Raw genomic sequence first — 25,049 nt, 5'->3', positions numbered from 1 at the left:
CCCGATTTCAAATAGCTGTTTTGAGTAAACGCTTTGCAAAAAATAGTTGTCGGTCGTAGGGCATCAACTTTTATTGGGGCCGCCATGGTTTTGACAGCGAGTTGAGGCAATACGTATAAGCACGTCGGGACGTGTGCGCGAGTCCTGTTAAAAACACGCATAAACAATAGCTGGCGAATATAGCTACGCTATGGCTGCCTAATCCGGAGTGATTAAGCTTTAGCCATCGTTCCTCCAACCTCCGCCTTGCGGGTTGGATCAAGGAGCGTCGAAACGTGAGGCTGGTCGGGTTGATGGTGTTGATACCCGGCGAGACACAACACCTAAGGTGCAGGATGAGGTCTGATTTGAACCTTGCCGGCGCTCGAAAATCCAATCAAATCTAAGCGTGTAGAAGGCGTACGGTTTCCTTGTTCTGGACGTGGGTTCGACTCCCACCGGCTCCACAAAAGCCCCCAAATCGAAAGATTTGGGGGCTTTTTATATTTTGATACAATGATTGATACTAAATATCTCTCTGTATTTTGGTTTCCACAAAAATTTCGCTCCGAAGTTTTTCTATGAAGTATTTTAATGAAACTACTTTTTAATAGACTGGTAATTTCTCACCACTTCTGACTTTTGAGGATTTATACTGATCTGACTCATGCCGATTTTCACTCATCCTGATCTTGCGCCCATTACCCGACACGCCCGGGCCATGTACAGTTCTCGCTTGCTCATTGCCGCAGTTCATCACCTTCATGCCTTTGAGCAGCTCGCAGCGGGCCCGCTTGCTCCGTCAGATTTGCAGGCGCGACTTGGGCTAAGGGAACGCCCGGCCATGGTCCTGTTTCCTGCCTTATGCGCAATGGAAATGTGGGCGTACGATGCCTCTGGAAAACTTCAGTTAACGGCGCTTGGACAACATCTTACCCAAAAAGCAAGGCCTACATTGACGGAGTATCTGGGGTTGGAAAAGAATGATGCTGGAGTGATCGAAATGGCCGAATGGCTCTTAAATGACGGCCCGCAACTCTCTGGGGTTAGCGGTACGGCCTACGTAAAAGAAGGGACTGGTCCTTCGCCGATGGATGAGCCAACCACTGCTCGGGCGCTGACATTGGCGCTAGCGGGCCGCGCAGAGTGTTTAGCGCCAATCGTTGCCAATAAACTCCCTAAACACAACGGGCACTTGCTGGATGTGGCGGGCGGAACGGGGTACTTTAGCTATGAGTGGTTGTTGGTCAATCCGCAAGCTACGGCTACGGTGTTTGACCGCCCAGCGGTGTTGGCGGTGGCGGCCGAATTGTTGGAGAAGTTTTGTCAAAGTGGTCGGCCTGGGGTTGCTGGGGTTCGGGAGCGGGTTAAGTTTCAGCCCGGTGATATGCTGACGGACCCATTGCCATCGACCGATATTTTACTGGCAGCGAGCCTGTTTCACGACTGGCCGACCTATACTTGTCAACAATTAGCGCGTCGTTTTGCGGCGGCCCTTCGGCCCGAAGGTGAGTTGTGGATTCACGACGCTTTTCTGAACGACGAATTGGACGGGCCATTGGCTGTTACAGATTACTCGGCGCAGTTGTTTTGGGTGACCAAAGGCCGAGCGTATAGCCGTCGTGAGTACCGAGGGTGGCTACGTGAGGCTGGGTTGATTCCCTCGATGGAGAGTTTTGCCACCCAAATGGATTATGGACTTATTTGGGCTAAGAATTCCAGTAAGGGCTGATTTTTGGGGCCTAAGAGGTACATATATCCAAAATTAGGTCAGTTTTTAGTGGATAACTTTGTGACTTTTTCTTTTTGTGCTTCCTCCAAAATCGCTAGTCTTTTTAATAATTCTTCCAATCCTTGATTCTGTTTTATCAGGACGTCGATTTGCTTTTGTTGTTCTTTGACGGCATTGACGAGCGGTATGATAAAATCCGAGTAAGCTAACGAATACGTGCCGTTTATTGATTTTTTCAAACCGCTGAAAGGAACGCCTAATGATTGTATCACCTGCTCAATATCTTGAGCGATGAAGCCATCGCAACGCGTTTTGGAGGAGTCGACCCGATAATTGTAAGAAACCGTTTGCAGCCGATTGATAAAATCCAGTCCTAGGCGCGAAGTATAAATGATATTCTCTTTCAGCCGGCGGTCTGAAGGTTGGCTCCAAGCAACTTGCCCTTCAATAACGGTAACATTGTCATTGCCGATACGCACTTTGTTGGGGGCGTCTACAATGGCGCTTGCACCGAGAGCAGTAGCATTGGTGAAGTCGCCAGAAGTGTTTGAGTTTGCTCCAATCAAAGTATTATTGCTGCCAGTTATAATGGCAAATCCAGCTAAGTAGCCATACACGGTATTGTTAGACCCTGTCTTGTTGGCTGGGAGTGCATATCCACCAGTGGCGGTGTTGAAGTCCCCCATCGTATTGGAGCCAAAAGCGTTGTATCCATTGGCGGTATTGTAGTTTCCAGATACGTTGGAGTAAAGTGCGTAGTAGCCGTTGGCGGAGTTTGCGCTGCCAGTTGTGTTTAATTTTAGTGCATTAAATCCGATAGCGATATTGAAATTGCCGCTTATGCTCGATTTGAGTGCTCCTCCGCCTAGCGCCACATTTGTAGTGTCATTTATGTGGTTTGTGTTACCTATCAACCCTTTAGGGGTAAGGGTAACGGAGCCATTGTCATGGTTTAATGTAGAAATTTGGCCCGTCGCCATGAATGAAGTGAGGAGTAATATTATAAAAATAGCATTTTTCATACGTTTTGACTTTTCCCGTAACGGGAAGTATTAGAATGTTTTGCGGTCGTTAGGAGTTAAACCAAATGAATATAAATAACTCTTGTAACCCAAAATATGTCCAAAGTCAGTAATGAAAGAATGAATGCTAATATGCTGTTTTACAATGTGGTACGTTACTTAATCCAAAAACGGCCTCGCGTTTTACGGGCCGTTTTTGGTTTTTTTAATTGACTTGGAATATAAGAGGCTAAAATCATACCGTTACGGCTTCCAACAACTCAATTTTATTCCGTGAGAGTTTGACGCGGCCGAGGTTTTCGAGTTGTTTGAGAAGGCGAGAAATGACCTCGCGGGAGGTGGCTAACTCGTTGGCGAGTTCTTCGTGGGTGATGTTAAATACACTGCATCCGCACTGCTTCGACTTGCGTTTGAGCAAGTTGATGAGGCGTTCGTCAAGCTTGTGAAAGGCAATTTGGTCAATGGCTCCTAGCAAATCGTCAAAGCGTTTTTGATAGGTGGCAAATACGTACTGCTTCCATGAAGGATATTTGTTCATCCAGTCTTCTACCTTTTCGACAGGAACCGTGATGAGGCGGGTTTTTTCGTCGGTAATGGCTGTGATTTCACTTTGCCGACGGTTCAGGCAGCAAGTCAATGACATGGCACAGGAATCCAGTCCGCCCAGATAATACAGCAGCGCTTCACGGCCGTCGGGGTCGGAGCGCGAAATCTTAACCGAACCTTTCAAAATAATTGGAATTGTACGAATATACCCGCCGGGCCGCATCAGTACGTACCCTTCGTCTACTTCCATGTAATTGCCAATCTCGGCCAATTCGTTCAGCAATCCTGCCTCAAATATGTTTGCAAACTGTGTTTTTAAGGTCTGACTGTCTATTTTCATGTTTGTTTTTAGGTCGTATTGAGCTTACAACACATTTGAAGTAAATTCAATTGCTGAAAAGTCGTTTTTTATTTTGATAAATGAACAGTAGTAAAAATTTAATCATTCATACAAAAGGGTTACTTCTCGTTCTGCATTGAGAAATACTACCTTTATTTTAAAGGCTTCGGCAGGATGATTGTTGGTGGGGTACCAATTTCGGCCAACAGGAACGATAATCAGTAGCCCAGTATCTTGGCCAATCACGCTGAAGGTGTCGCTTGGAGGCTGTTTGGCAAAATATCCCAAACGATATTCTGTAATCAATTTTTCGCATTCGTCCTTTACATTTTCCACGGGCAGGCCTATTTCACTCACTGATAGAATAAACGAGGAATCAAATGAAATTTTATCCCCGTCGGGAAGGTCATTGCGGCCAATAAATTCGAGTATATTGCCATTGTTATCATAGAAATAAAATGATTTTGCATTCCAATTGACAAAGTCGGCGAGTTTGGAGCTTTCTGAAATGGGCAGAAGGTCCACATTGTTGCTCATTTGACTGAATGCGTCCATCACCGAGATGTAGGGGATATTAAATGCAAAATGATACCGTGGGCGTAGGTTTGTAGATTTTTCAAAACAAAGGAGGGTTGTTCCTGCGGCAAAAGAAAGGGTGGATGTTTCTTCGCTGACAATGCTTAGCCCCAAAATACGGGTATAAAATTGTTTGGTTTCTGCAAGGTTGTCAGAAAGCAAGGTTAATTCTTTAATGGTCATTTCTGGGGAAAATTTTAAAAAATGATTTGGAGTTGAAATTTATACCTTTTGGGGCGATAAAGATAAATTTTTGAAGGAAAATGAGTCAAAAAATAGAAACCACGCATTTACTAGTTATTCCCTGCGATAAACTATTTCTGGAAACGGCAATTGAGGGAAATGCGGCGTTGGAAAAATACCTGAAGGTTTTGGTGCCTGAAAAATGGACTGATTTTGGCACGCGCCCGTTCAAATATGCCCTGCAAAAAATTAAGGCAGATGAAAATGAGAAGGGCTGGTGGACGTATGTGTCTATTCATAAAAAAGACAATGTACTGATTGGGAGTTGTGGGTACAAGGGAAAACCTGATGCCGATGGCACCGTTGAGATAGGCTACGAAATTATCAAGCCCTACCGTAATCAGGGCTTAGGAACGGAATTGGCAAAGGCACTGGTCATGAATGCCTTTACTAATCCCTCCGTTAAAGTAATTAAAGCCTATACTTTGGCGAAGGATAATGCGTCTACCCGTATTTTGACTAAAAATGGGTTTCTGAAAAAAGGAGAAATAGACGACGTTGCCAACGAAAAACTGTGGCGGTGGGAATTGAAAAAATGAATAGTCGAGAAGAGCATTAGGTAATAAAAAATAAAGCACAGCGAAGTTCACTGTGCTTTTATTACTATACTCAACGTTATGAAAAAATTGTACTTATAAAATCTATAAGTTTGATGTTTTAGGATTATTTTTAAGATACGGTACTGTATTTATTAGACACCCCTAAAATATAATATATTCTTGAAATGAGTCAAAATCAAAATTGTGAATTCGATGTGCAATATTATACCAAGATGTTAATATTGTCAAATATAATTATCAAACGGTCGTTTGTAGGGGTTTGTTTATGGTGAATAGTGTTTTATGGTATATTTTATATTTGTTTAGTATATTTAAATGTCATTGCCTGAAATGTTTAAAATAATCAGTAATCTCCCTTTGGGGTTTTGTGCCAACCAAGCATAGAGGGGTAGCTCTAAAATGCGATTTGTTTTATGGGTATATTAAAAAGCAACGCTTCCCGAACTTTACGTAGGATAGGGAAGCGTTGTTTTTTGTCAATGAAGCTTCCAGAATCAATGAATAATTTCCACTTTGCTTCTATCAGTGTTTAAGTCCCAAAATTTCTGTGCCAGAATCTCGGGCGAATGGGTCGAACTGCTGGGGCTAATTGCGCCGCTTACGGTCACCGTACCCACAAAAATATTGTCGGATTTTAAGGCTTGGTGCAATTGGAGGGCAAGGTTTCTGATGCCAGCTTTTCCCAACGAAATAGTAGCCATTGCGGGGCTTGGATGAATGGCCGCACCGCCACCTGTCAGCAGTACAGAGCCTTTATTTTCCTTTAAATCGGCCAACAAAAACCTGGTGGCGGCTAAGGCATTGGCTACGCTGATTTTGAATCCGTTGGTCAAATCTTCCACCGTTTCTTCCATCAGGGGCTTTATTCGGTAGTCTACGGCGTTGTATTGTAGAATAGAAATACTGCCCAACTGAGACTTTAAATCAATGATGGCCTTTTCCAATTGGTTGGTGTCGGCTACATCGGCGGCCGAAAAAGCCGACGTGATGCCCAAACTTTGCAGATGATTTTTGTAGCCAGCCAGTTTTTCTGGATTTCGGCTGATCATTCCTACTTTATAGCCTTCTTTTCCGAATTTTTCGGCAATGCCTAAACTAAGTCCCTGCCCCATTCCGATGATTAAAATTGTCTTTGTCATTGGTTTTTGTTTGATGTTTTATGGTTAAAAATCAAATCACACACTTAGCATTGAATATCTCCATTACAGATAATGGGCAATGGCTTCTTTGGTTTGGGTATCATACAGCAGAAATCCCTCACGTTTATCGTCAAGTTGTCCTGCCAATACGCCTTTTTCGGTCCAAACGGAGGTTTTTCCGCCGCTTTCAAAATTATCGCAGTACCCTATGCAGTTGGACATGAGCACCGTCATTGAATGTTTTTTTGCAATATCTGCCAACGTTTGCGCAGCCTTTTCAATCCCCGCCGCCGACTTAGCCACGCTTGCTAGGTAGAGTTCGGCACCGTTTTTTACGGCCGTTTCAGAATGTTCAGGAATTGATAGTTCGTAACAGATGGCAAGGGCAACGTTGGATTGAGCACCAATCAAGCCAACGCTGCTTTGCCCACTGATAAAAAAAGGCGTTTCGTCGGGGTGTAAATACTTTTTGGAATACATACCGCGTGCGGTATGGGGTTGAAACAAAATCATGCTGATGCTAATGCCTAAATCGTTCTTGACGGGCATACCAAGGCCAATCGTGCACTGCGCTGCGTCGCTGATGATTTGAAAATCATCCAGTTGGGATGTGTCAACAGATACGGCCAAGGCATTGGCCAGTTCGGGTTCGTAACCCGTCAAAGAAAGCTCTGGAAAGATAATGATGTCGGCGCTGTTGGCCACCGCCAATTCAATTAACTTTTTGTGAATTGCAATATTTCTCGGGATGTCGCCTTTGATGGGTTTGGTCTGAACTGCACAAATTCTCATACCGTTGGACGTTTTGAAAGGCATCCCCTTGTGAAATGCCCCAAATTCAGCATTTCACAAGGGGACTTCTGTGGTTAGTGTAGAATGGCTCCCAGGAATTGAGCCGCACTCGTAAAGGTCACATCTGGATAGCGGCCATTGTCGAGGGTATCGTGGTGAACGCTAAACATTCCGTGCATGTATTGGGCGTTTTGCCAGTCGGGATAAAGTGCATTTTCGCTTTCAGGATGGGCTTCGCGTTCGCTTTTGATGTAAGCGGCTAGCCCGTCGAGGCTACCCATCGGGGCAAGGCTAAACGGCGATTTTGTAATTTCACTCGCCAGCGTTACCAATTCTTTAGGGCTTATTTGAAAACTAGCGATTCTAAGGTATCGAGGAGTGGAGGCGTCCAGGGCCGCAGCGGCGGTGTAAGCCGCTGTGTCGTCCATGGTGGCGTAGTCTACTTGCCAGTCAATATCGTCGCCCCAGTAGCCAATGGTCTTATTGTTGGCATCTAGTGGAGGAATGTTGTAAGCCAACAACTCTGCAAAACAACCGTTGAAAATCGTCGTTGCGGCAATCGGGGCCTTGTCAAGATGGGTATGGAATTCGCGTCGTAAATCAAAGTTACGGTTGGCTCCGACGGGGATTTTGGTAAAGTCGGTGGCGTAGTCGGAAGGGATAAAACGGGGTACACCTGCCGCTACTGCTGCTTCGAGCAATCGCGCTTGAGCGTCAACAATCACATCGTGGAGGCCTTGCAGGGCCGAAACCACGCAGGATACGCCCGCACAAGCCTTGGTGAGTTCTTCGACGCTCGACATATCTACTGGAATAACCTGTACGCCGCGTTGTTCAAACGCTGCCCATTTTGCTGCGTCGCTGCCTGCCCGAACCACCATACGGACATCTGCTCCTCTTTCGAGCAATGCATTGATAATTTTTCCGCCGAGATTACCGGTACCGCCTGCGATTAAGATAGTGTTTTTCATGTTTCGTTTTTTGTGAGAAATTAAGGTACTTAAATTAACAACTTTTTTGAAGGTTGGTTCCACACAGGAAATCGTCGATGGGGCAAAAACGAAATCCGTCTTCGACTCATCGACGATTTTTAAATTATTTCCCTCTATCAGTGAAATTGTTTAGGTACGTTTTTCTGCTTTGAAGTGGCTTCTTGATCGTTCCTAATATTGGCTCATTATACTAGTGACCCTGTTGCGCATTCATATGGTTATTAAGTCCCACCAATACAATCGCGCAGACCGCCAGCATAGCCAACGAAACTGAGACCAGCAAAAATGAAATAATGGCTTCTTGGATGGGTGTTCCTTCTTTGCCCAGGGCGATTGGCATCATCCTTCCAGCTCCGGTAATGGCGGCAAACAATACCGCTGCAAAATTGGAAAACGTGCCGTAGAGCGCGAGGCCGAAAGTGATGTTGAGCCATTTGTCAGATAGTGCCACCCGGTTCCAAATCAGTCCTAATACAATCAAAAAGATGCCGTTCATCACGCCTTCAAGGTGAGTGCTTAGCCCCATTCGGGGGTTGGCCATCAGCGGAACAAACAAACCAGCGGTTAATCCAAAAAAGAATAAAAGAACGCCGTAAAAAATCAATTTATTGGCGTGCTTGCTTGGTGATTTTACATTTTCCATTTTGTTAAATTTAGGTTTAGGTAAGATGATAATCGCTCGTATAGATAGATTTTTTTGCGGTCTATTATACATGCTAAAAATACTGTTTTTATTAATTAACCAAAGTTCAGGAAATGGAAACTCCACCTAAATTTTTTGTCTCAACATGTGATTTGTAAAGTGGAAGAGCAATAAGTGAATAAAGGCCACCAAGAAGTGTTTTAGAGAATTAGGTACAGCAGGGGCTTGGTGTGAACAGTCAGTGCCAATCCATAGATGATTAGAAACACTCAAATAAGTGCTTGACAAGCAGTGGTATAATCTGAAAAATGAGTATTGCTCTTCTTTGGAAAGAACAACGTTATAGATAAAAACTATATAGTCATAAAAATAATCAATTTGATTTATTTGACACTCTGGTGTAATTTTGAAGATGAATTATTAAAAAAAGATTGCCTTCAGCCAAAAGTCAAATGTAAAAATTAAGCGTAGATGTCGGCACAAATGTGCTATTATTCTGTAAATTGCCTCCCTGCATACACAACCTGATAAGCAACCAAAAATCACTGCAAATTAACTTACTAAACATTTTATTAATTAAGAAAAATGGAAAATAATACAGCTTCGGGCACATCAGCTTACGATGTTAACGGTGAAGCCAAGTGTCCGTTTCACAATGGAACTGCTAAGAAAAAGCCAAGCGCTGGCGGTGGTACTAGCAACCGTGACTGGTGGCCAAATCAACTAAAATTGAACATCCTCCGTCAAAACTCTCCCCTTTCCAATCCGATGGGTGAGTCGTTCAACTACGCTGAAGAGTTCAAGAGTCTTGACTTAGCTGCGGTGAAGAAAGACATCTTTGAGCTCATGACAACCTCTCAGGACTGGTGGCCCGCCGACTACGGTCACTACGGTCCATTCTTTATCCGGATGGCGTGGCACAGTGCTGGTACTTACCGTATTGCCGACGGACGTGGCGGCGCAGGTTCAGGTACCCTTCGCTTTGCCCCTCTCAACAGTTGGCCCGATAATGGAAACCTTGATAAGGCGCGCTTGTTGCTGTGGCCAATCAAACAAAAATACGGCAGAAAGATTTCGTGGGCTGATTTAATGATTCTCACTGGCAACTGTGCCCTTGAGTCGATGGGCTTCAAGACCTTTGGTTTTGGAGGCGGTCGTGAGGATATTTGGGAACCAGAAGAAGATATTTATTGGGGTTCAGAAGCCGAATGGTTGGGCGACAAACGCTACACTGGCGACCGTGAATTGGAAAATCCGCTTGCGGCCGTTCAGATGGGGCTCATCTACGTAAATCCAGAAGGTCCTAACGGAACTCCCGATGCGCTGGCTGCGGCCCGTGATATTCGTGAAACGTTTGGCCGCATGGCAATGAATGACGAAGAGACGGTGGCGCTGATTGCGGGTGGACACACCTTCGGTAAAGCCCACGGTGCGGCCGACCCAGGCGAATACGTGGGTCGCGAGCCCGCAGGAGCAGGCATTGAGGAGCAAAGCCTCGGTTGGAAAAACTCTTTCGGCAGCGGCAATGGTGTCTACACCATCACCAGCGGTTTGGAAGGCGCATGGACCACCAATCCAACGGTGTGGGACAACAACTATTTCGACAACTTGTTTGGATTTGAATGGGAACTTACCAAAAGCCCAGCCGGAGCGCAGCAGTGGACACCCAAAAACGGTGCGGGCCTCGGTAGCGTGCCTGATGCCCACGACCCCGCGCAGCGTCACGCGCCTATGATGTTTACGACCGACATCGCTTTGCGAGTAGATCCTATTTACGAACCGATTTCTAGACGTTTCCATGAGAATCCCGATCAGTTTGCTGATGCGTTTGCTCGGGCATGGTTTAAATTGACCCACCGCGATATGGGCCCTATCGCTCGTTATCTCGGCCCAGAAGTACCCTCAGAAGAGCTAATTTGGCAAGACCCTGTTCCTGCCGTTACGCACGAACTGATTGATGCGCAAGACATCACTGCGTTGAAGGCAAGCATCCTTGCTTCTGGTTTGTCGGTGTCTCAATTGGTATCAACCGCTTGGGCGTCGGCATCTACCTTCCGTGGCTCCGACAAACGCGGTGGCGCAAACGGTGCCCGTATTGCCCTTGCCCCACAGAAGGATTGGGACGTGAATCACCCGGGCCTTTTGGCGAATGTATTGGAGAAATTGGAAGGTATCCAAAAAGAATTCAACAGCAGTCAGTCTGGCGGTAAGCAGGTATCTCTCGCTGACCTGATCGTGTTGGGTGGATGTGCAGGTATTGAGCAGGCAGCTAAGAAAGCTGGATATGACGTGACAGTTCCTTTCACACCTGGGCGTACCGATGCCACTCAAGAACAAACTGATGTAGAATCTTTCGCGGTTCTTGAGCCAGAAGCCGATGGTTTCCGCAACTACGCCAAGACCAAATACACGGTGTCTGCCGAAGAAATGCTCGTTGACAAAGCACAATTGTTGACCCTGACCGCGCCAGAAATGACCGTGCTTGTGGGTGGTATGCGTGTTCTGAACACAAACTACGGTTTTTCTAAACATGGCGTATTTACCAAGCGCCCAGAGACACTTACCAACGATTTCTTCGTCAACCTACTTGATTTGCGCACGACTTGGAAAGCTGCTTCACCTCACCAAGATGTGTTTGAGGGCCGTGACCGCTCGACGGGCGAACTCAAGTGGACGGGTACCCGCGTTGACCTGATCTTTGGTTCAAATTCAGAGCTTCGTGCCTTGGCGGAAGTGTATGGATGTGGAGATGCGCAGGAGAAGTTCGTAAAGGACTTTGTGGCAGCGTGGAACAAGGTGATGAACCTCGACCGCTTCTAATTGTCCTGATTTTAGCACCATATTATATCCATAAAGAGGTGGCTCGGCAACGGGCCACCTCTTTTATTTTCTAAAATGAGAATGCCATCCAGATGAACAAGTGGTTTCAGCTTTGGCCTTTCTCCATTTTATACTTAACTATTTTGGCAATGAGTTCAAGAGGTAATGGTTTATCATAAGTAAATTGAAGGGTGTCTTTTGTTCCTTTTCCTCTGTATTGCTCCATTTCGTCTTTAAATTTATCCATTCCATACATTGGATATAGGCCAATGTGTTTTTTATAGGCAGCAAACCAAATTGATACAGAATTCAATTTGAATGCGGGCATTCCATAACTGATTGTTTCGTGAGCGTCTGGCACCGCGTTCTTTATTGTTGCCCTCATTTGTTCCAAAAGTGCTTGTGTCTCTGCTGGAAAATCAGCGATATACTCGTCTATGTTTGCTGGCTTTTTTGAGGGCATAGATTTTCTGTTTTATGAGAAGTTTTATATTTTACTTGTTGACTTTGAGAAATGATTAAGCGTTTTTATTAGGTTAATCACAAATCACAAATTTCCCTGAAATAAAGCCTCCCGAATCATCACAAAGTTTAATGATTGGGGAGACTTTAGAGTGGGATTGCTAGGAGTTAAAGTTCTTACTTATGAAAACTTATAGTGTATTTTGCAAAACTTGAACACCACCATTTTCGTTAAGACACCTCCCAGCCCTTCCGATAGGTACGGCGCAGGTATTTCTCGGCGGCCGGATAATTTGGAAATTTCATTTTAACGGAATCCCATTCAAGCAATTGGTCTGGAACGCGAATCGCTACCGTACCCAACAATACCGCTTCGGTCATGGGGCCAGACTGTGCAAAGTGAGATTCGGTTTTTTCGCCGCCCAAACACGCATCCACAAAATGGTGGTAATGATTGCGCTCGGCCAAAGTGGGCAGGATATAATCTTTTACCTTGCCGTTGGGGAAAGGAATGACCACGGGCATTTTTTGGTGGGGAATCAATAACGCGCCTTCTGTGCCAATCAACATTGCTGATTCGGCGGGGTATTCGCCGTCTTTGTATAAATCCCGGATTTCTTGCGGTGGGTAAAACTCACCGTCAAACCACTCTGCTTGAAAGGTGTTTGAAGCGGTTAATTCATTACCCGGAAATTGCCACGTAATGTGGTTTCCCTGCGGCCATGTGTCGGCGCGGCGTTCGGGGGAATCTTTCCATGATTTTTGGACTTCGGCAATCACCGATAGAGGGGCTTTCATGCCGAGACCTTTCCAAACTGCATCAAAAATATGGCAGCCAATGTCGCCCGACCAACCCGTACCGAAATCCTGCCACGTACGCCAGATGGCGGGGTGATAAATATCGGGTGCGTAGGGGCGCACGGGGGCGGTGCCCAGCCACTGATCCCAATGCAGATGGGCGGGTACTTCGTGGGCCTCCGCGGGGCGCGGACCCACCAAGCGGTACCTCGCTACTGCACCTGGACGGTTGGAACATAAATAGGCGTGTTTTATTTTGCCGATAATGCCCTGTTTGATTAACTGCACTGCCGTACGGTCGCCCATGCCGGAAGCGATTTGAGTCCCGAGCTGGGTCGTGACGCCCGCTTTGACGGCGGCTTTGGTTAATTCCCGAACCTCGGCCACATCATGGCACATTGGTTTTTGGCAATACACGTGTTTTTTTCGGTGAATGGCCTCTACCGCAATGGGGAAGTGGTTATGGTCGGGTACGCTGACGTTGACCGAGTCAATGTTGCCAGATTCGGCCTTGAATAATTCGCGCCAGTCGGTGTAAGTGCGTGCGCCGGGAACAAACTCTGCGGCGCGCTTGAGGTTTTTTTCGTCGACATCACACAGCGCCACGATTTCGACGTTGGCATGTTTCTTGAATTGTTGCAAATCGCCCCAGCCCATTCCACCCACACCAATACAGGCATGACGGAGTTTGGTCGGGGCAGCATTGGCTTCCGAACTGAACAGGAGGGGAGCGGCCATGGCGGCGGTGGCGGCTTTGGCCAAAAACTCCCGCCTAGATTCGGAGGTAGGCTTATTTTTCATGTAGTTATGAGGTTTAGATGATGTTATAGATTGAAACGTATATGAATAACAGGAGTATAAGGCATCGCCTATTCTTTTTTTACCTGTTATTGCCTGAAAATTATACTACGTACAAGCCGTTTGATAGGCACAGTTTGGCGGGAGGAATCTTTTGAAATCCTATCAGGCATTAAACAAAATCGATGTTTTTAATATAATCGGAAGAGGGGATACTCCACTTAATTCTCTTGGCTATGCAAATTCCCAACCTATCACTTCTGGGTCTGCGTGGGGAGTGGCATAGCTAACAATGTAGTCTTCGTGGCGGCGAGTAGCGAGAAAATAAAGTTGACCATTTCGGTACACATGACTGTTTATAGTGGGCACCTGTTTCATATCATCGCAGAGCCCTTCGCCCGTGGCTTTCAGCAATGCTTCTTTTCTGGTCCAGATTCTGTAGAAATTGCGTCTGTAATCTTTGGTTGAAAGCATAGCAAATTCTTCCTCCGAAAAACAGGCATCGACAACGGGTTGAAGGTCAAAGTCAAGGTTGGTTTTTTCGGAATCAATTCCAACTTCAAAAGGACTGAAGGCAAGGTAAATATGGTCGCCAGAATGACTGAGGTTAAACGCTTGCCCCTCAAAAAAAGGTTTATGGGTGTGGGTCTTCGAAAAAATAATCTTTTGAGGAGCAAGGCCCGTTTGCTCGGCTAAGATTTTCCGTAAAACGTACTTGCCCAGCAGGTATAATTCGCGGTCTTTGGAGTGGAAGAAACGGTTGGCGCGTGCCGTTTCTTCCAAACTTACATTCGCTAAAATGGCCTCTTCCAGCGTCAGGTAGCGGTTTCTGTGGATAAAAACAATTTGGGTTTTTATCTTTTGCAGTCCCAAAAAAGCCTCAGTGTCCCATTCCCGAAAAGAAAATGACTCCATTATTTGATAATAGGCTTGTTCAGAACCTTTTGCAATTTTCTGGCAAACACCCGGTCGTTGGGAGGCAGAAGGAAAGTCTTATGGTCTCCTGGCACGTTGGTTATCATCAAACCTTGGGGCGAATACGGTTTCCAGCCCAAGTAAACGGGGTCATCAACGTAATAAATTCTTTTGGCTACTCTGAAAAGGCAAATCACGTCGTCGTAGGGAGTGAGCTTATAATTTATATAGGCATTTTCATAATGACGATTGATGCGGTCTTCCAAAGGAACGGGAGCGTTTTTGTCAGGAATGGCTTTACTGAGCATTGATTTGACCTTTGCTTTTGAGATATAAGCCTGATAGCGAAGGGTTTCCTGGGGGTCTTTTATCAAGTTTTGAAAGATAAATGTAAGCTTCTTGGGTTGTCTTAAAATCTTGGTTTTGTAACGCTCAAGGGTCGACAAATGATAGTCTTCGTTGTCGATAAACGTATCAATCATTCCGAGAAGTTTTACTTTTTTACCTATCTTTTTCAATTGTTTGGCCATTTCGAAAGCGATCACTCCCCCGAGAGAGTAGCCCACAATGGCGTATTCATCTCCCAGATTAGCCTCTAGAATTTCCTTGTTGTAGATTTCAGCAATGCCCTCTATGGTGTCGGTTTCTATTTTTTTACCGTCAAGCCCGAGGGCCTGAAGACCATAAATGGGCTGCTCTTCGTCAAAATAGGAAGTCAGTGGAGAGAACATCAACACGTTTAGCCCTGCCCCGTGGACCAGAAAAAGGGGCGTTTTGGTCCCGCTGGGTCGGATAGGCACGAGTGCTCTGTAGGTAGTCTTTCCTTGGATTCGGTCGATGGCGGCGGCAAGCGACCTAACACTTGGACTTTCAAAAAGAATAGCAAGCGGAAGTTTTTTGCCCGTTACTTGATAAATTTGCTGCATTACTTGTGCCGCAATCAATGAGTGGCCGCCGATTTCAAAAAAGTTGTCGTCAAGCTCAATCTCGTTATTGTTCAGTGCTTTACGCCACACCTTGGCGACGGTCAACTCCGTCGGAGTAAACGTAGAGTTCACTTTGGGCGGGGCAGGGGCGGGCAGACTTCCGGGCAATTGCAGGCTGTTTTTATCAATCTTCCCGTTGGGTGTCAACGGAAACTCTTGCAAAACGATATACTGTTCAGGAATCATGTACGCGGGCAGGTAGCCTTGCAGCAATTGTTTCCAACCGGCGGGCGTCATTGCTTGTCGGTTGGGTTCCGATGTATAAAAAGCCGCGAGCACCGTAATATTGTTCCGGGTGACTGGCTTGACCACTGCCTGCTTTACTCCGACGTTGGCAAGCGTCATACAGTGTTCTATTTCGCCGGGTTCAATCCTAAACCCATTGATTTTTAGCTGTTGGTCAATCCGGCCAAGGCATTGAATCTCACCGTTTTCCAAGAGTTTGCCCAAATCGCCCGTTTGATACATTTTTTGATCGGGCAGATTCAGAATGGTGTCTGGCAAAAATCGCTCGGCGGTGAGGGCAGGTTGATGAAGATAGCCCCGGCCTACGTTGTCGCCAGCAATGTATATTTCACCCACTGCTCCGTCTGGAACGAGCTGTCGCTGCTCGTTGAGCAGGTAAATCCGGGTGTTGAAAATAGGCTTTCCGATGGTAATGACTTCATCGTTGTCAGAAATTTTCTTGACCGTTGCCCAGATGGTGGTTTCGGTAGGGCCGTATACATTCCACACTTCATTGACTTTACGCAACATCTTTTTCGACAAATCTTTCGACAGCGCTTCGCCACCACAGATTGCTTTGACTGGCAACGAAAGATTGTCGGCCACGTCGAGGATGCTATTCCAAACCGAAGGAGTGGTTTGTAAGACCGTAATTTTTTCGGTTTGAACGCACTCAATGATTTCCCGGGCATCTTTTGAATCTGCCGAATTGAGCATCACCATTGTTGCTCCCGAAATGAGCGGTAAAAAAAGCTCAAGGTAAAAGATGTCGAACGATATACTGGTGATGGAGAGTAGCTTATCGTCGGAGGTCATTCCGGGCGCGTGCTTCATACTCAGCAGTAGATTGACCGCATTGCGGTGTTCAATCTGAACGCCTTTGGGTTTACCGGTCGAGCCAGAAGTATGCAAAATATAAATCAAATCACGACTGCTTCGGGAGAGCGCTGGCGGGGTGGTTTGATAGGTTTTCAACAATGGAATAATCACCTCAATGCAGAGGGTATTGATGACTTCCTCAAACCGAGTTTTGAATTTGAGGGACGTAATGAGCGTTTTTGCACCTCCATCTTCCAATATATAATTGACGCGTTGGGCGGGGTAATCTGGGTCAATGGGTTGAAATACTGCGCCTGCTTTTGCAATGCCCAAAATGGCCACTGGCAGATACAGGGAGCGCTCAAGGGCCAGTCCCACAATGTCGCCGTGGCGGATACCGCTTTCGATGAGATAATGCGCAAATTGATTGGCCTTTGTCTCCAGTTCCGCGTACGACATTTTTGTCCCCTTAAAATTAATCGCCACCGCTGAAGGGAAGTCCGCTGCCGTCTCAGCAATGAGTTGGTCAACGGTTTTATGGGTTGGAGAGGGCGTTAGAGTGTCATTTAAGGCTTGGTAGGTTCGGCCGTCGGAAATGGGCGTGATTCCTGGCAGGTTGCGGAGTAGGATGGCTGGGTTTTCGACCACCTGTTGCAAAATAGATTCAAAATGCCAGTGTAACTTTTGGATTGTTTCAGCCTTAAACAGGTTGGTATTGTACGACCACTCAAAGGTCATTTCGCGTTCAGAACCACTGGCATTCAGAAAGAACTCGAAAGTTTCGTAATGGCGCGGATTGCTGAGAAGGGTGTAAGAAAGTCCCTCAAAATGAACGTCGTTGGTCATGCCCAAGTCCACATTGAAGGAAACGGGTACGAGCGCAACGCGCGACGGGTCGCGGGGGATATTGATGAGCTTGAGCAGGCTGCCAAACGTAAGCTGTTGATGCTCATAGCAATCCAAAATGGCCGACTTTCGGGCTTTCAGATAGTCCGCAAAAGACTGCTCGGGAGAAGGAGCACTCCGCATGGGCAACATATTGACGCAGTGCCCAATGAGGTGAGTGTTTCCCGTCACCGATTGACCAGCGGTGGGCAATCCAAAAACGATGTCTTTTTGACCAGAGGCCTTATACAAAAAGACTTCAAACGCCGCAATAAGGGTAGTTATGAAGCTGCATCCGTTTTGAGACCCCACCTTTTTGAGCGCCGCCGCCAGCGACGGAGCGATGGGATAATCGTTGCGTTGGCTTGAATAGGAACGAGTGGCGGGCCGGGGGAAATCGGTCGGAAAATCAAAGATGGGTACGTTGTTTTTAAACTGGTTTACCCAAAACTCTTTAATGGCTGCGTACTCCTCCGTTTGCTCAAATTGCTTGCGTTCGTTGGCATATTGGGCATACTGAACCACAGCGGGCAGCGCAGGGAACGTATTTGTAGAATAGGCCGAATACAACTTGCCGAGATCTTGCAGGAGGATACCCAACGACCAACCATCAAACAAAATATGATGACCAGTCAGCGTAAATTGCCACGTTTCGGGGCCTGTTTTGATAAGATATGGCCTAAACAACGGCCCTTTGACGATGTTAAAAGGCGTATCAGCTTCTGCGTCGGCGAGGCGGCGCAGGTAGGTCTCCCGGTCGGCGGGGGCGAGGTGAGAAACATCGTCTTGCGTTAATTGGAACGACGGTGTTTCAAAAATGATGATTTTTTCTCCGTTGGCGCTAATGGTTGTCCTGAGCGATTCGTGGCGCTGGACTAAGTCAGCAAATGCCTCTCGAAAAGCGGGAACGTTAAGGTCGCCCGAAAGCAGTAACGTAAACGATTCATTATAAGCCCGGTTTGCGTCATCTTCGCCGATAAGCGTAGAAATAAATATTTCTTTTTGTGATTCCGTTGCGGGGGCTGTTTTTTCAATTTCTGTCCCTTCAAAAGGGTTATAGTCAATAGGGGTAAAGTGGTAAGCAATATGGGTCATAACTCAAATCATTTTCTTCATGGTTCTATCTTTAAATATTTTCCTGGACGTTGAGTATCTGTAATAAACCAAGCTGGATTTCCTTCTGAATCCAGCCCAAGTTTGGCGCCCATGACGGGCGGTTGGTTGTCATCCATACGAAGGGTGACTTCTTTTTTCTTTTTCGGGACAGGAATCAGCTCTGCATCAATTAATTCCTGAACGCTTTGTTCAAATTGGGTTATTATTTGGTCAATATCATCTTTGGTGTGCGCTTCGGTAAGAAAACAAGGGAAGTTTTCCCAAATATGAATCCCTTTAGAGCGCATCAGGGCAAAAACAAGTTCATTATACGGGTATTCTTCTTTCAGTTTTAGTTTCCATAACGAACCGAAATGAACGCTGTAGAGCGGGATATAATGCCGTTGACAAACGTCGTTCAGCGCCTGTACTAAATATACGGTTTTTTCGTTGAGTTCGTTTTGCAAGGCGGCTCCTTTGTCTTTCATGTATTCCAAAGATGCCTTGGCCGCCGCAAGGGCCAATGGATGCCTCACAAATGTGCCCGCAAAATAAGTAACGCCCGCTTCGGGAATGGATTCGTCGCCGTACTGCCAGAATCCGCCGTCGAGGGCATCCATGAAGGCTTTTTTGCCCGCAATGGCCCCAATCGGCAAGCCGCCGCCAATCACTTTTCCGTAGGTGCCTAAGTCGGCTTGGATACCAAAAAGGGCCTGTGCACCACCGGGATGTGCTCTGAATCCCGTAATTACTTCATCAAAAATCAGGACACTTCCCGACTTAGCGGTTATCTGTCGGACTTGTTTGAGGAAATCAACGGGTTGAAATTCTGGGCGTCGGCTCTGGACGGGTTCTACCAACACTGCCGCTAGTTCGTCGGCACGCTCGCTGATGATCCGTAGACTTTCGTCGGTGCCGTAGTCGAGAATGAGCATATTCTGTACCGCTTCGGGCATGATGCCTGGGGCGGCTGGGAAATTTTTTCCGCTTTTGGTTCCGCGTACAATCACTTCGTCGTTGATGCCGTGGTACGAACCCGTAAAAGCGACGATTAACGAACGCCCCGTTACGGTTCGGGCAATGCGCATTGCACCCAGTACTGCTTCCGAGCCAGTGTTGCAAAGTGCCGCCCGGTCAAAACCCGTAAATTCGCAAATGAGGTCGCACACAGGCCCCGATAGTTCGTGCTGCGGGCCAATCTCGTAGCCTTTGTCCATTTGCTCCTTAATGGCCCGGGTCAAGAACTCGGGTTGGTAGCCAAGCATATTGGAACCAAAACCGTTGAGCGCGTCGATGTATTCGTTGCCGTCAATGTCTTTTACCCTGCTTCCTTTGGAACTGCTGACCACGATGGGATATACAATTTCTTTGATGACGGGTTTAAAACCAGTTACTACCCGGGGGTCTGCCATGGAGGCGCGGTGTTTTTGCGTATACTCTTTGCTTTTGGCCGTTTTTTGGTTGTAATCGGCGGCAAACGCCCGGATAAAATTCTTTTGCGTTTCGTTCAGCGTCGTTTTTTGGCGTTCAATCCGGGCCGTTGCGCCAAAGGGTTTTTTCAGCTCGGCGGCCTCGTCGGGGCTGATGCTAAGGGGCGTCAGGGCTGGAGGATGGGTCGTCGTTGGGAGTAGCGGAGCCGCTTGTGGGGTACTTCCGTTGCCTTGAAGCAATTGCACCTGTTGCGTAAGTACCTGTAATTGTTGGGCAATTTGGTCCAACGCCGTCAACGGACCTGTATTGGCCACTACCTGAGGGAGCACTGGCCGAGCGGCAGCGGGCGCAGGTACGTGAATTGGGGCGGGGGCAAATTTTTCGGGGGGTAACTGCTGGTCGAGGTAACCCACCAGCGTCGGTATGCTGTCGTACTCTTCGCTTAATTGACGAAAACTGACTGGAATGGAAAATTCTTTTTTGAGCGTAAGTGACAATTGGGTCAACAAAAGAGAGTCAACTCCTAAGTCAATAAAGGAGAGTTTTTCATCGGTGTCGCCAAGTTCAATCCCTAATGCATTTTCCAGAATTTGCCTTATTTTTTCGGATAATAGCGCGCTTCTGTTCACAGACAGAGGGTTATTGTCGATAATGGGAGTGATTTCAGAAGAATTGATAACGAATGAATTTATGGGTTGTTCGGTTATTATCGGGTCCAGCCAGAGCCTTTTCCGTTGGAATGCATACGTGGGTAAAGTGGGAATCTTGGGCAATGATGTCTCGTTTATCCCGTTCCAATTCGGTTTTAGGCCCAATTGCCACAGTTTACCCAACGCTTGGAAAAGCTGTTTGGTTTCATGATTTGCCGAGGTAATGCTTTCTAGCGCTACCCAACGCTTATTTTGCTGTTTGATGTAAGAAGAAAGCACACTTCCCGGCCCTGTTTCCAAAAAGATAGGGTTGGATTCTTGGGCGGCAAAAGCGATGGCTTCCGAAAAACGCACCGTAGCGCGTAGGTGGTTGGCCCAATACGACGAAGAAGTTGCTTCACTATCTTTTAAGTAAGTGCCCGTAACGCTCGAAATAATGGGGATTCTCGGCGGGTTTAGCGTAACGGAAGCAACAACACGTTGGAATGGTGTCACCACAGGGTCCATCGCGGCAGAATGAAACGCATGGGTAGTGTTGACGGGTGCGTGGGCAAATCCAAGGGTAGCCACCTTTTCAGTCAAGCGACTTATTTTTTCGGGGGTGCTAGAAAACACATGGTTGTTTGGAGAATTTACCAACGCGTGAGAGATGCCTTCTTCCAACAAATTGGCCACCCGGTCTTCTGGAATTCTGACGGCAAGCATTGCGCCTTTGGGAAGTGCACTTACCATAGTTGCCCGCGTAGCTACTAGCTTTAAGGCATCTTCAAGACTGAATACACCGGCTAAATGCGCCGCTACAAATTCCCCCAAACTATGGCCGATAAACGCCTGAGGCTTGATTCCCAGACTCATCCAGAGCGTAGCTAGTGCGTACGAAACCGAGAACAAAGCAGGTTGGGCGTACAGGGTATTATCGACGGTTTCTGATTCGGGTTTTTCTTTTTCAGGATAAAGTACGTCTAAAATATCCCATCCCGTTTGGGCTATTAAAATGGCGCGGCAAGCCTCTAACGCTTCGCGAAATACGGGAAAGCGGAGGTATAACTCCCTGCCCATGAACGGATAGTGCGTGCCCTGTCCAGGGAAAACGAACATTACTTCAGTCGAATCGGTAACCGCTGCGGCGCGTGTAGACGGAGTGGGGGCTTGCACTGCTACAAGCAAACCAGCGGCATCTTTGGCCACCGCAAACCGTTTGAAAAGGTATTCTTTACGGGTTGCCCGGAGGGTGGCACCTACCGAAGCAAGCGAAAGTGCTGGGTGATTGGTTAGGTAAGCTGCCAGTTTTACCCCGTATTCGGTCGCGCTTTGCTCCGAGTGCGCCGACCACGTAATCAGTTGCCAGTCGCCCTCGGCAGGTTGTGAAACGGGCACTGGCGCAGGATAACTTTCCAACACGACGTGTACGTTGGTGCCGCCTACCCCAAAGGAACTAATCCCGGCCCGTCTTTTTTCGCCTTTCCATTCTTTCAATCGGTCATTGACGTAAAAAGGGCTTTTGTCTAGTCGGAGGGCGGGGTTTGGGGTTTGGTAGTTGATGGAAGCGGGCAATACCCCGTGTTGCATGGATAAAGCCGTTTTGATTAACCCTGCCACGCCAGCCGCGTGGGTGAGGTGCCCAATGTTGGATTTTACGGAGCCAATAGCGCAAAAATGGTTATGCTCTTGTGGTCCAAATGCCATTTTAAGTCCTTCTATTTCAATCGGGTCGCCGATGGGTGTGGCGGTTCCGTGGGCTTCTATGTAGCTGATGGTAGCAGGATTGACGGCGGCATCACGTAGGGCCAGCGCGATGGCAGTGGCTTGCCCGTGGGCGCTGGGAGCGGTAAAACTTCCCTTTTCGCCCCCGTCGTTGTTAACACCCGTTCCTTTAATGACCGCGTAAATAAAATCGCCGTCGCGTTCGGCTTCGTCGAGCGATTTGAGCAAAACCGCGCCCCCGCCGTCGCTAAAAACGGTTCCAGTGGCGTTGGCGTCGAAGCTTCGGGTGTGCCCATCTTGGCTAAACATGGCCCCTTCTTGGTACAAATGCCCGCTTTCTACGGGAGCGGTGATGCTCGCTCCCCCTGCTATGGCAACGCGGCATTTCCCGTTTCGGATACTTTCCGTCGCTTCGGCCACGGCCAAAAGCGAAGTAGAGCAAGCCGAGAATACGCCCACGGCGGGGCCTTGCAGGTTGAGTTGATAGGCAGTTCGGGTGGCGATATAATCTTTTTCGGATACTGTATTGACTTGGAATTGACCGATGGTTTCCAGTGTATTTTTGTTGGGAAACACATTGTTCAAATAGTACGTATTGTTGCCGCAGCCTGCAAACACCCCCACGGATTGGTTCCGATTGTTCAAAAGATAACCAGTGTTTTCCAAGACTTCATAGGCGATTTCGAGGAAAATACGCTGCTGAGGGTCCATTACCTCGGCCATTCTGGGGGAGATTCCAAAAAAATCGGCATCAAACTCTTTGATGTCGTCGATGATTCCCCGGACGGGTACGTATGATGGATCGCGTTTGAGGGTATCGGGGATGTTTTTGTCGAGTTCTTGCTGCGTAAAAAAACGAACGGTTTCTTGGCCGTTGACCAAAATATTCCAAAATGCATCAATGGTGTCGGCGCCTGGAAAGCGGCACGCCATCCCGATTATGGCTACGTCTTTTTGTTTGGTATTGGAAATTGGAGCGGCAGGCAATTCAAATTTTTTTTCATCTCCGGCCAGAAAAATAGAAATACCTGACGGCGTAGGAAACTGGTATAATTTGGTGATGGGCAACAGATAGCCGTGTCGTTGTTGCAAAAGAACAACGGTTTTTTGGGCCAACAATGAATTGCCGCCGAGTTCAAAAAACGAATCGTCGGCACCGAGGCGTTCCAGCAGCAAAAGCTCCTCCCAAAGCGCAACGGTCTGCTGCTCAATCAGCGTGGTGGGCTTCCGGTAAGGCACTTGTAAGGCGGGGCGTTGGAGCGAGGGTTTGGGAAGAGATTTTCGGTCTACCTTACCGTTGGGCGTTCGCTTAAATTCACTGACAATGACAAATCCTGATGGAATCATGTAATCTGGCAGGAGGTCAGAAAGCTGGTTTCGGAGTTGCAACTCCTGCTCCTCTTTGTCGGATGTGAGATAGGCAATTAGCCGGTTTTGGCTCGGAATGTCTTTGTTGACGGTCACTACCGCCTGCGTCACATTGGGTAGTTTAGTGAGCGCGGCTTCTATTTCGCCGAGTTCGATGCGATAACCCCGTATTTTGACTTGGTCATCTTTTCGGCCCAAAAATTCGAAGTTGCCGTCGGGTAATTTGCGGGCCACGTCACCCGTTCGGTATATCCGTTGCGTGCTACCTTGAGGAGGTTGCCACTGTTGAAATTTTTCGGCGGTTAGTGTCGGTTGGTTCAAATAGCCTTCGGCAACACAAACTCCGCCGATGCACAATTCGCCTTCTATTCCGTCGGCAACGGGGTTTAGTTGTTCGTCAAGAATAAAGATGGAAACATTGTCGATGGGTGTTCCGATGGAAGGCAATTCTGGCCATGAATCTGGCGGGCCGTCGAGCGCGAGCTGGGTTACGACGTGGCATTCCGTGGGACCGTATTGATTAAACAGCTGGCAGTTGGGCAGAGCCGAGAAAAAAGCGCGCAGTTGTGGTGTTACTTTGAGTTGTTCACCGGCCGTCATCACTTCTTGCAGCGAAGGCGGAAAACGCTGGTTGTTCACGGCAGTTTCTGCCAATAATTGCAGTGCCACAAACGGCAGAAAGATGCGGTTGATACGTTGCTCCGCAATGAATTCCAGCAAACCTATCGGGTTTAAACGCTGGTCATCATCAATTAAAACCAAGGTGCCACCCGTGCTGAGGGTGGCGAATATTTCCTGAAACGAAACATCAAAACCCAAAGGTGAAAATTGCAGCGTTTTGGTGCCTTCTCCACAACGGCTATTGTTTTTTTGCCATTGGATAAGGTTTATTAAAGCCTCATTGCCCATACTGACGCCTTTAGGAACGCCCGTGGAGCCAGAAGTATAAAGAACATACGTAACTGTCGAAGAGAAGGAGGGGGTGGGGATTTCTTCAAGGCTTAACAAATTGACGAGGTTAAGCTTCTGGTTAAAAATGATTTCTTCTTCGGTTGAGTATAATCCAGTTTGGACGTCGGCGTCTTTTATGATTTGTTTTAAGCGTTCGAGCGGGTAAGACGCGTCGAGCGGTAGGTATGCTTTGCGAGCGTGCAGTATTGCCAACACATGAATAATCATGTCGATGGAGCGGGATGCACTTACAACAATGGTTTTTTCTGAAATACGGGCTATCTTAGAGGAGAGCGTAAATACTTTTTCTGCAAGCTCACGATAGGTAAGTTGTTGGTTTTGATACTGTATTGCTACTGCATCTTTAGAAATCGTCAATTGTTTTAAAAAAAAATCAATTACGGTGTAAATGGAAGGTTGATCGGGCAAAGTCATTTTAACCTTATAATTTCTCTTTGACTGTAGACAAAGATAGTTTTTTTTGGTATAAAATGTACTATTTTTTAGTATAATAAATAGGTTAAGTCGTTGATAGGTAGTTTTTTATATCTAAAAAATATACTTAAATGTCATATTTG

15 protein-coding genes and 1 other RNA gene are annotated in these 25,049 nt (G+C 47.0%); 4 read left to right on the top strand and 12 right to left on the bottom strand.

The window, feature by feature from the left end:
- Positions 1 to 75 precede the first annotated feature (75 nt).
- Positions 76 to 449, top strand: a transfer-messenger RNA (tmRNA) gene (gene ssrA, locus DR864_RS07020).
- A 197-nt stretch (positions 450 to 646) separates the two neighbouring features.
- Positions 647 to 1,711 carry a methyltransferase gene (locus tag DR864_RS07015; RefSeq protein ID WP_114066281.1) on the top strand — a complete coding sequence of 355 codons (1,065 nt, stop codon included), beginning with the start codon at positions 647 to 649 and terminating at the stop codon, positions 1,709 to 1,711.
- Positions 1,712 to 1,749: 38 nt separating this feature from the next.
- Here the strand turns inward: DR864_RS07015 and DR864_RS07010 are convergent, their stop codons facing one another.
- The 3 genes from DR864_RS07010 to DR864_RS07000 form a co-directional block, all read right to left on the bottom strand.
- Positions 1,750 to 2,733, bottom strand: coding sequence for a tail fiber domain-containing protein (locus tag DR864_RS07010; RefSeq protein WP_114066280.1), 984 nt, complete (start codon positions 2,731 to 2,733; stop codon positions 1,750 to 1,752).
- Between the two features lie 235 nt (positions 2,734 to 2,968).
- On the bottom strand, positions 2,969 to 3,619 hold the full coding sequence (locus tag DR864_RS07005) for a Crp/Fnr family transcriptional regulator (protein ID WP_114066279.1): 651 nt from the start codon (positions 3,617 to 3,619) through the stop codon (positions 2,969 to 2,971).
- 102 nt (positions 3,620 to 3,721) lie between these two features.
- A complete protein-coding gene (locus DR864_RS07000; protein WP_114066278.1) occupies positions 3,722 to 4,378 on the bottom strand; it encodes a VOC family protein in 657 nt (218 codons plus the stop codon).
- A gap of 80 nt (positions 4,379 to 4,458) precedes the next feature.
- On the opposite strand from DR864_RS07000, the gene DR864_RS06995 reads away from it, so the two are divergent.
- Positions 4,459 to 4,977 (top strand): GNAT family N-acetyltransferase, encoded by a 519-nt coding sequence (locus DR864_RS06995; RefSeq protein WP_229599539.1) that lies wholly within the window; start codon positions 4,459 to 4,461, stop codon positions 4,975 to 4,977.
- 515 nt (positions 4,978 to 5,492) lie between these two features.
- Here DR864_RS06995 and DR864_RS06990 read toward each other — a convergent pair.
- The 4 genes from DR864_RS06990 to DR864_RS06975 all read right to left on the bottom strand — a co-directional run bounded on the left by DR864_RS06990 (position 5,493) and on the right by DR864_RS06975 (position 8,564).
- A complete protein-coding gene (locus tag DR864_RS06990; protein WP_114066277.1) occupies positions 5,493 to 6,137 on the bottom strand; it encodes an SDR family NAD(P)-dependent oxidoreductase in 645 nt (214 codons plus the stop codon).
- A gap of 63 nt (positions 6,138 to 6,200) precedes the next feature.
- Positions 6,201 to 6,929, bottom strand: a complete 729-nt coding sequence (locus DR864_RS06985) for a carbon-nitrogen hydrolase family protein (protein ID WP_114070189.1) — start codon at positions 6,927 to 6,929, stop codon at positions 6,201 to 6,203.
- A 74-nt stretch (positions 6,930 to 7,003) separates the two neighbouring features.
- Positions 7,004 to 7,900 carry an NmrA family NAD(P)-binding protein gene (locus DR864_RS06980; protein ID WP_114070188.1) on the bottom strand — a complete coding sequence of 299 codons (897 nt, stop codon included), beginning with the start codon at positions 7,898 to 7,900 and terminating at the stop codon, positions 7,004 to 7,006.
- A gap of 211 nt (positions 7,901 to 8,111) precedes the next feature.
- Positions 8,112 to 8,564: a styrene oxide isomerase gene (locus DR864_RS06975; RefSeq protein WP_114066276.1), complete on the bottom strand. Its 453-nt coding sequence runs from the start codon at positions 8,562 to 8,564 to the stop codon at positions 8,112 to 8,114.
- Positions 8,565 to 9,149: 585 nt separating this feature from the next.
- Between DR864_RS06975 and katG the strand changes: the two genes are divergently transcribed.
- Entirely contained in the window at positions 9,150 to 11,384 is a 2,235-nt protein-coding gene (katG, locus tag DR864_RS06970) for a catalase/peroxidase HPI (protein ID WP_114066275.1), read from the top strand.
- Between the two features lie 106 nt (positions 11,385 to 11,490).
- Here the strand turns inward: katG and DR864_RS06965 are convergent, their stop codons facing one another.
- The 5 genes from DR864_RS06965 to DR864_RS06945 form a co-directional block, all read right to left on the bottom strand.
- Positions 11,491 to 11,847 (bottom strand): iron chaperone, encoded by a 357-nt coding sequence (locus DR864_RS06965; protein WP_114066274.1) that lies wholly within the window; start codon positions 11,845 to 11,847, stop codon positions 11,491 to 11,493.
- Between the two features lie 230 nt (positions 11,848 to 12,077).
- Positions 12,078 to 13,445, bottom strand: coding sequence for a Gfo/Idh/MocA family protein (locus tag DR864_RS06960; RefSeq protein WP_114066273.1), 1,368 nt, complete (start codon positions 13,443 to 13,445; stop codon positions 12,078 to 12,080).
- A 231-nt stretch (positions 13,446 to 13,676) separates the two neighbouring features.
- A complete protein-coding gene (locus DR864_RS06955) occupies positions 13,677 to 14,357 on the bottom strand; it encodes a 4'-phosphopantetheinyl transferase family protein (protein ID WP_114066272.1) in 681 nt (226 codons plus the stop codon).
- A complete protein-coding gene (locus DR864_RS06950; protein WP_114066271.1) occupies positions 14,357 to 18,367 on the bottom strand; it encodes a non-ribosomal peptide synthetase in 4,011 nt (1,336 codons plus the stop codon). The genes DR864_RS06955 and DR864_RS06950 overlap by 1 nt, the downstream gene beginning before the upstream one ends.
- Positions 18,368 to 18,384: 17 nt before the next feature.
- Positions 18,385 to 24,906 carry a polyketide synthase gene (locus DR864_RS06945; protein WP_114066270.1) on the bottom strand — a complete coding sequence of 2,174 codons (6,522 nt, stop codon included), beginning with the start codon at positions 24,904 to 24,906 and terminating at the stop codon, positions 18,385 to 18,387.
- Positions 24,907 to 25,049: the final 143 nt, after the last annotated feature.

This window comes from Runella rosea, assembly GCF_003325355.1.
GTDB classification, from domain to species: Bacteria; Bacteroidota; Bacteroidia; order Cytophagales; family Spirosomataceae; genus Runella; species Runella rosea.
Note: the sequence above shows the minus strand (reverse complement) of the source record. Positions and strands in the feature narration are given on the sequence as shown.

Coding starts and splice junctions, on each gene's coding strand:
- katG (WP_114066275.1), top strand. CDS start 9,150: ATGGAAAATAATACAGCTTCGGGCACATCAGCTTACGATGTTAACGGT.
- DR864_RS06945 (WP_114066270.1), bottom strand. CDS start 24,906: ATGACTTTGCCCGATCAACCTTCCATTTACACCGTAATTGATTTTTTT.
- DR864_RS06995 (WP_229599539.1), top strand. CDS start 4,459: ATGAGTCAAAAAATAGAAACCACGCATTTACTAGTTATTCCCTGCGAT.
- DR864_RS06950 (WP_114066271.1), bottom strand. CDS start 18,367: ATGACCCATATTGCTTACCACTTTACCCCTATTGACTATAACCCTTTT.
- DR864_RS06975 (WP_114066276.1), bottom strand. CDS start 8,564: ATGGAAAATGTAAAATCACCAAGCAAGCACGCCAATAAATTGATTTTT.
- DR864_RS06960 (WP_114066273.1), bottom strand. CDS start 13,445: ATGAAAAATAAGCCTACCTCCGAATCTAGGCGGGAGTTTTTGGCCAAA.
- DR864_RS07010 (WP_114066280.1), bottom strand. CDS start 2,733: ATGAAAAATGCTATTTTTATAATATTACTCCTCACTTCATTCATGGCG.
- DR864_RS07015 (WP_114066281.1), top strand. CDS start 647: ATGCCGATTTTCACTCATCCTGATCTTGCGCCCATTACCCGACACGCC.
- DR864_RS06990 (WP_114066277.1), bottom strand. CDS start 6,137: ATGACAAAGACAATTTTAATCATCGGAATGGGGCAGGGACTTAGTTTA.
- DR864_RS07000 (WP_114066278.1), bottom strand. CDS start 4,378: ATGACCATTAAAGAATTAACCTTGCTTTCTGACAACCTTGCAGAAACC.
- DR864_RS06955 (WP_114066272.1), bottom strand. CDS start 14,357: ATGGAGTCATTTTCTTTTCGGGAATGGGACACTGAGGCTTTTTTGGGA.
- DR864_RS07005 (WP_114066279.1), bottom strand. CDS start 3,619: ATGAAAATAGACAGTCAGACCTTAAAAACACAGTTTGCAAACATATTT.
- DR864_RS06985 (WP_114070189.1), bottom strand. CDS start 6,929: ATGAGAATTTGTGCAGTTCAGACCAAACCCATCAAAGGCGACATCCCG.
- DR864_RS06980 (WP_114070188.1), bottom strand. CDS start 7,900: ATGAAAAACACTATCTTAATCGCAGGCGGTACCGGTAATCTCGGCGGA.
- DR864_RS06965 (WP_114066274.1), bottom strand. CDS start 11,847: ATGCCCTCAAAAAAGCCAGCAAACATAGACGAGTATATCGCTGATTTT.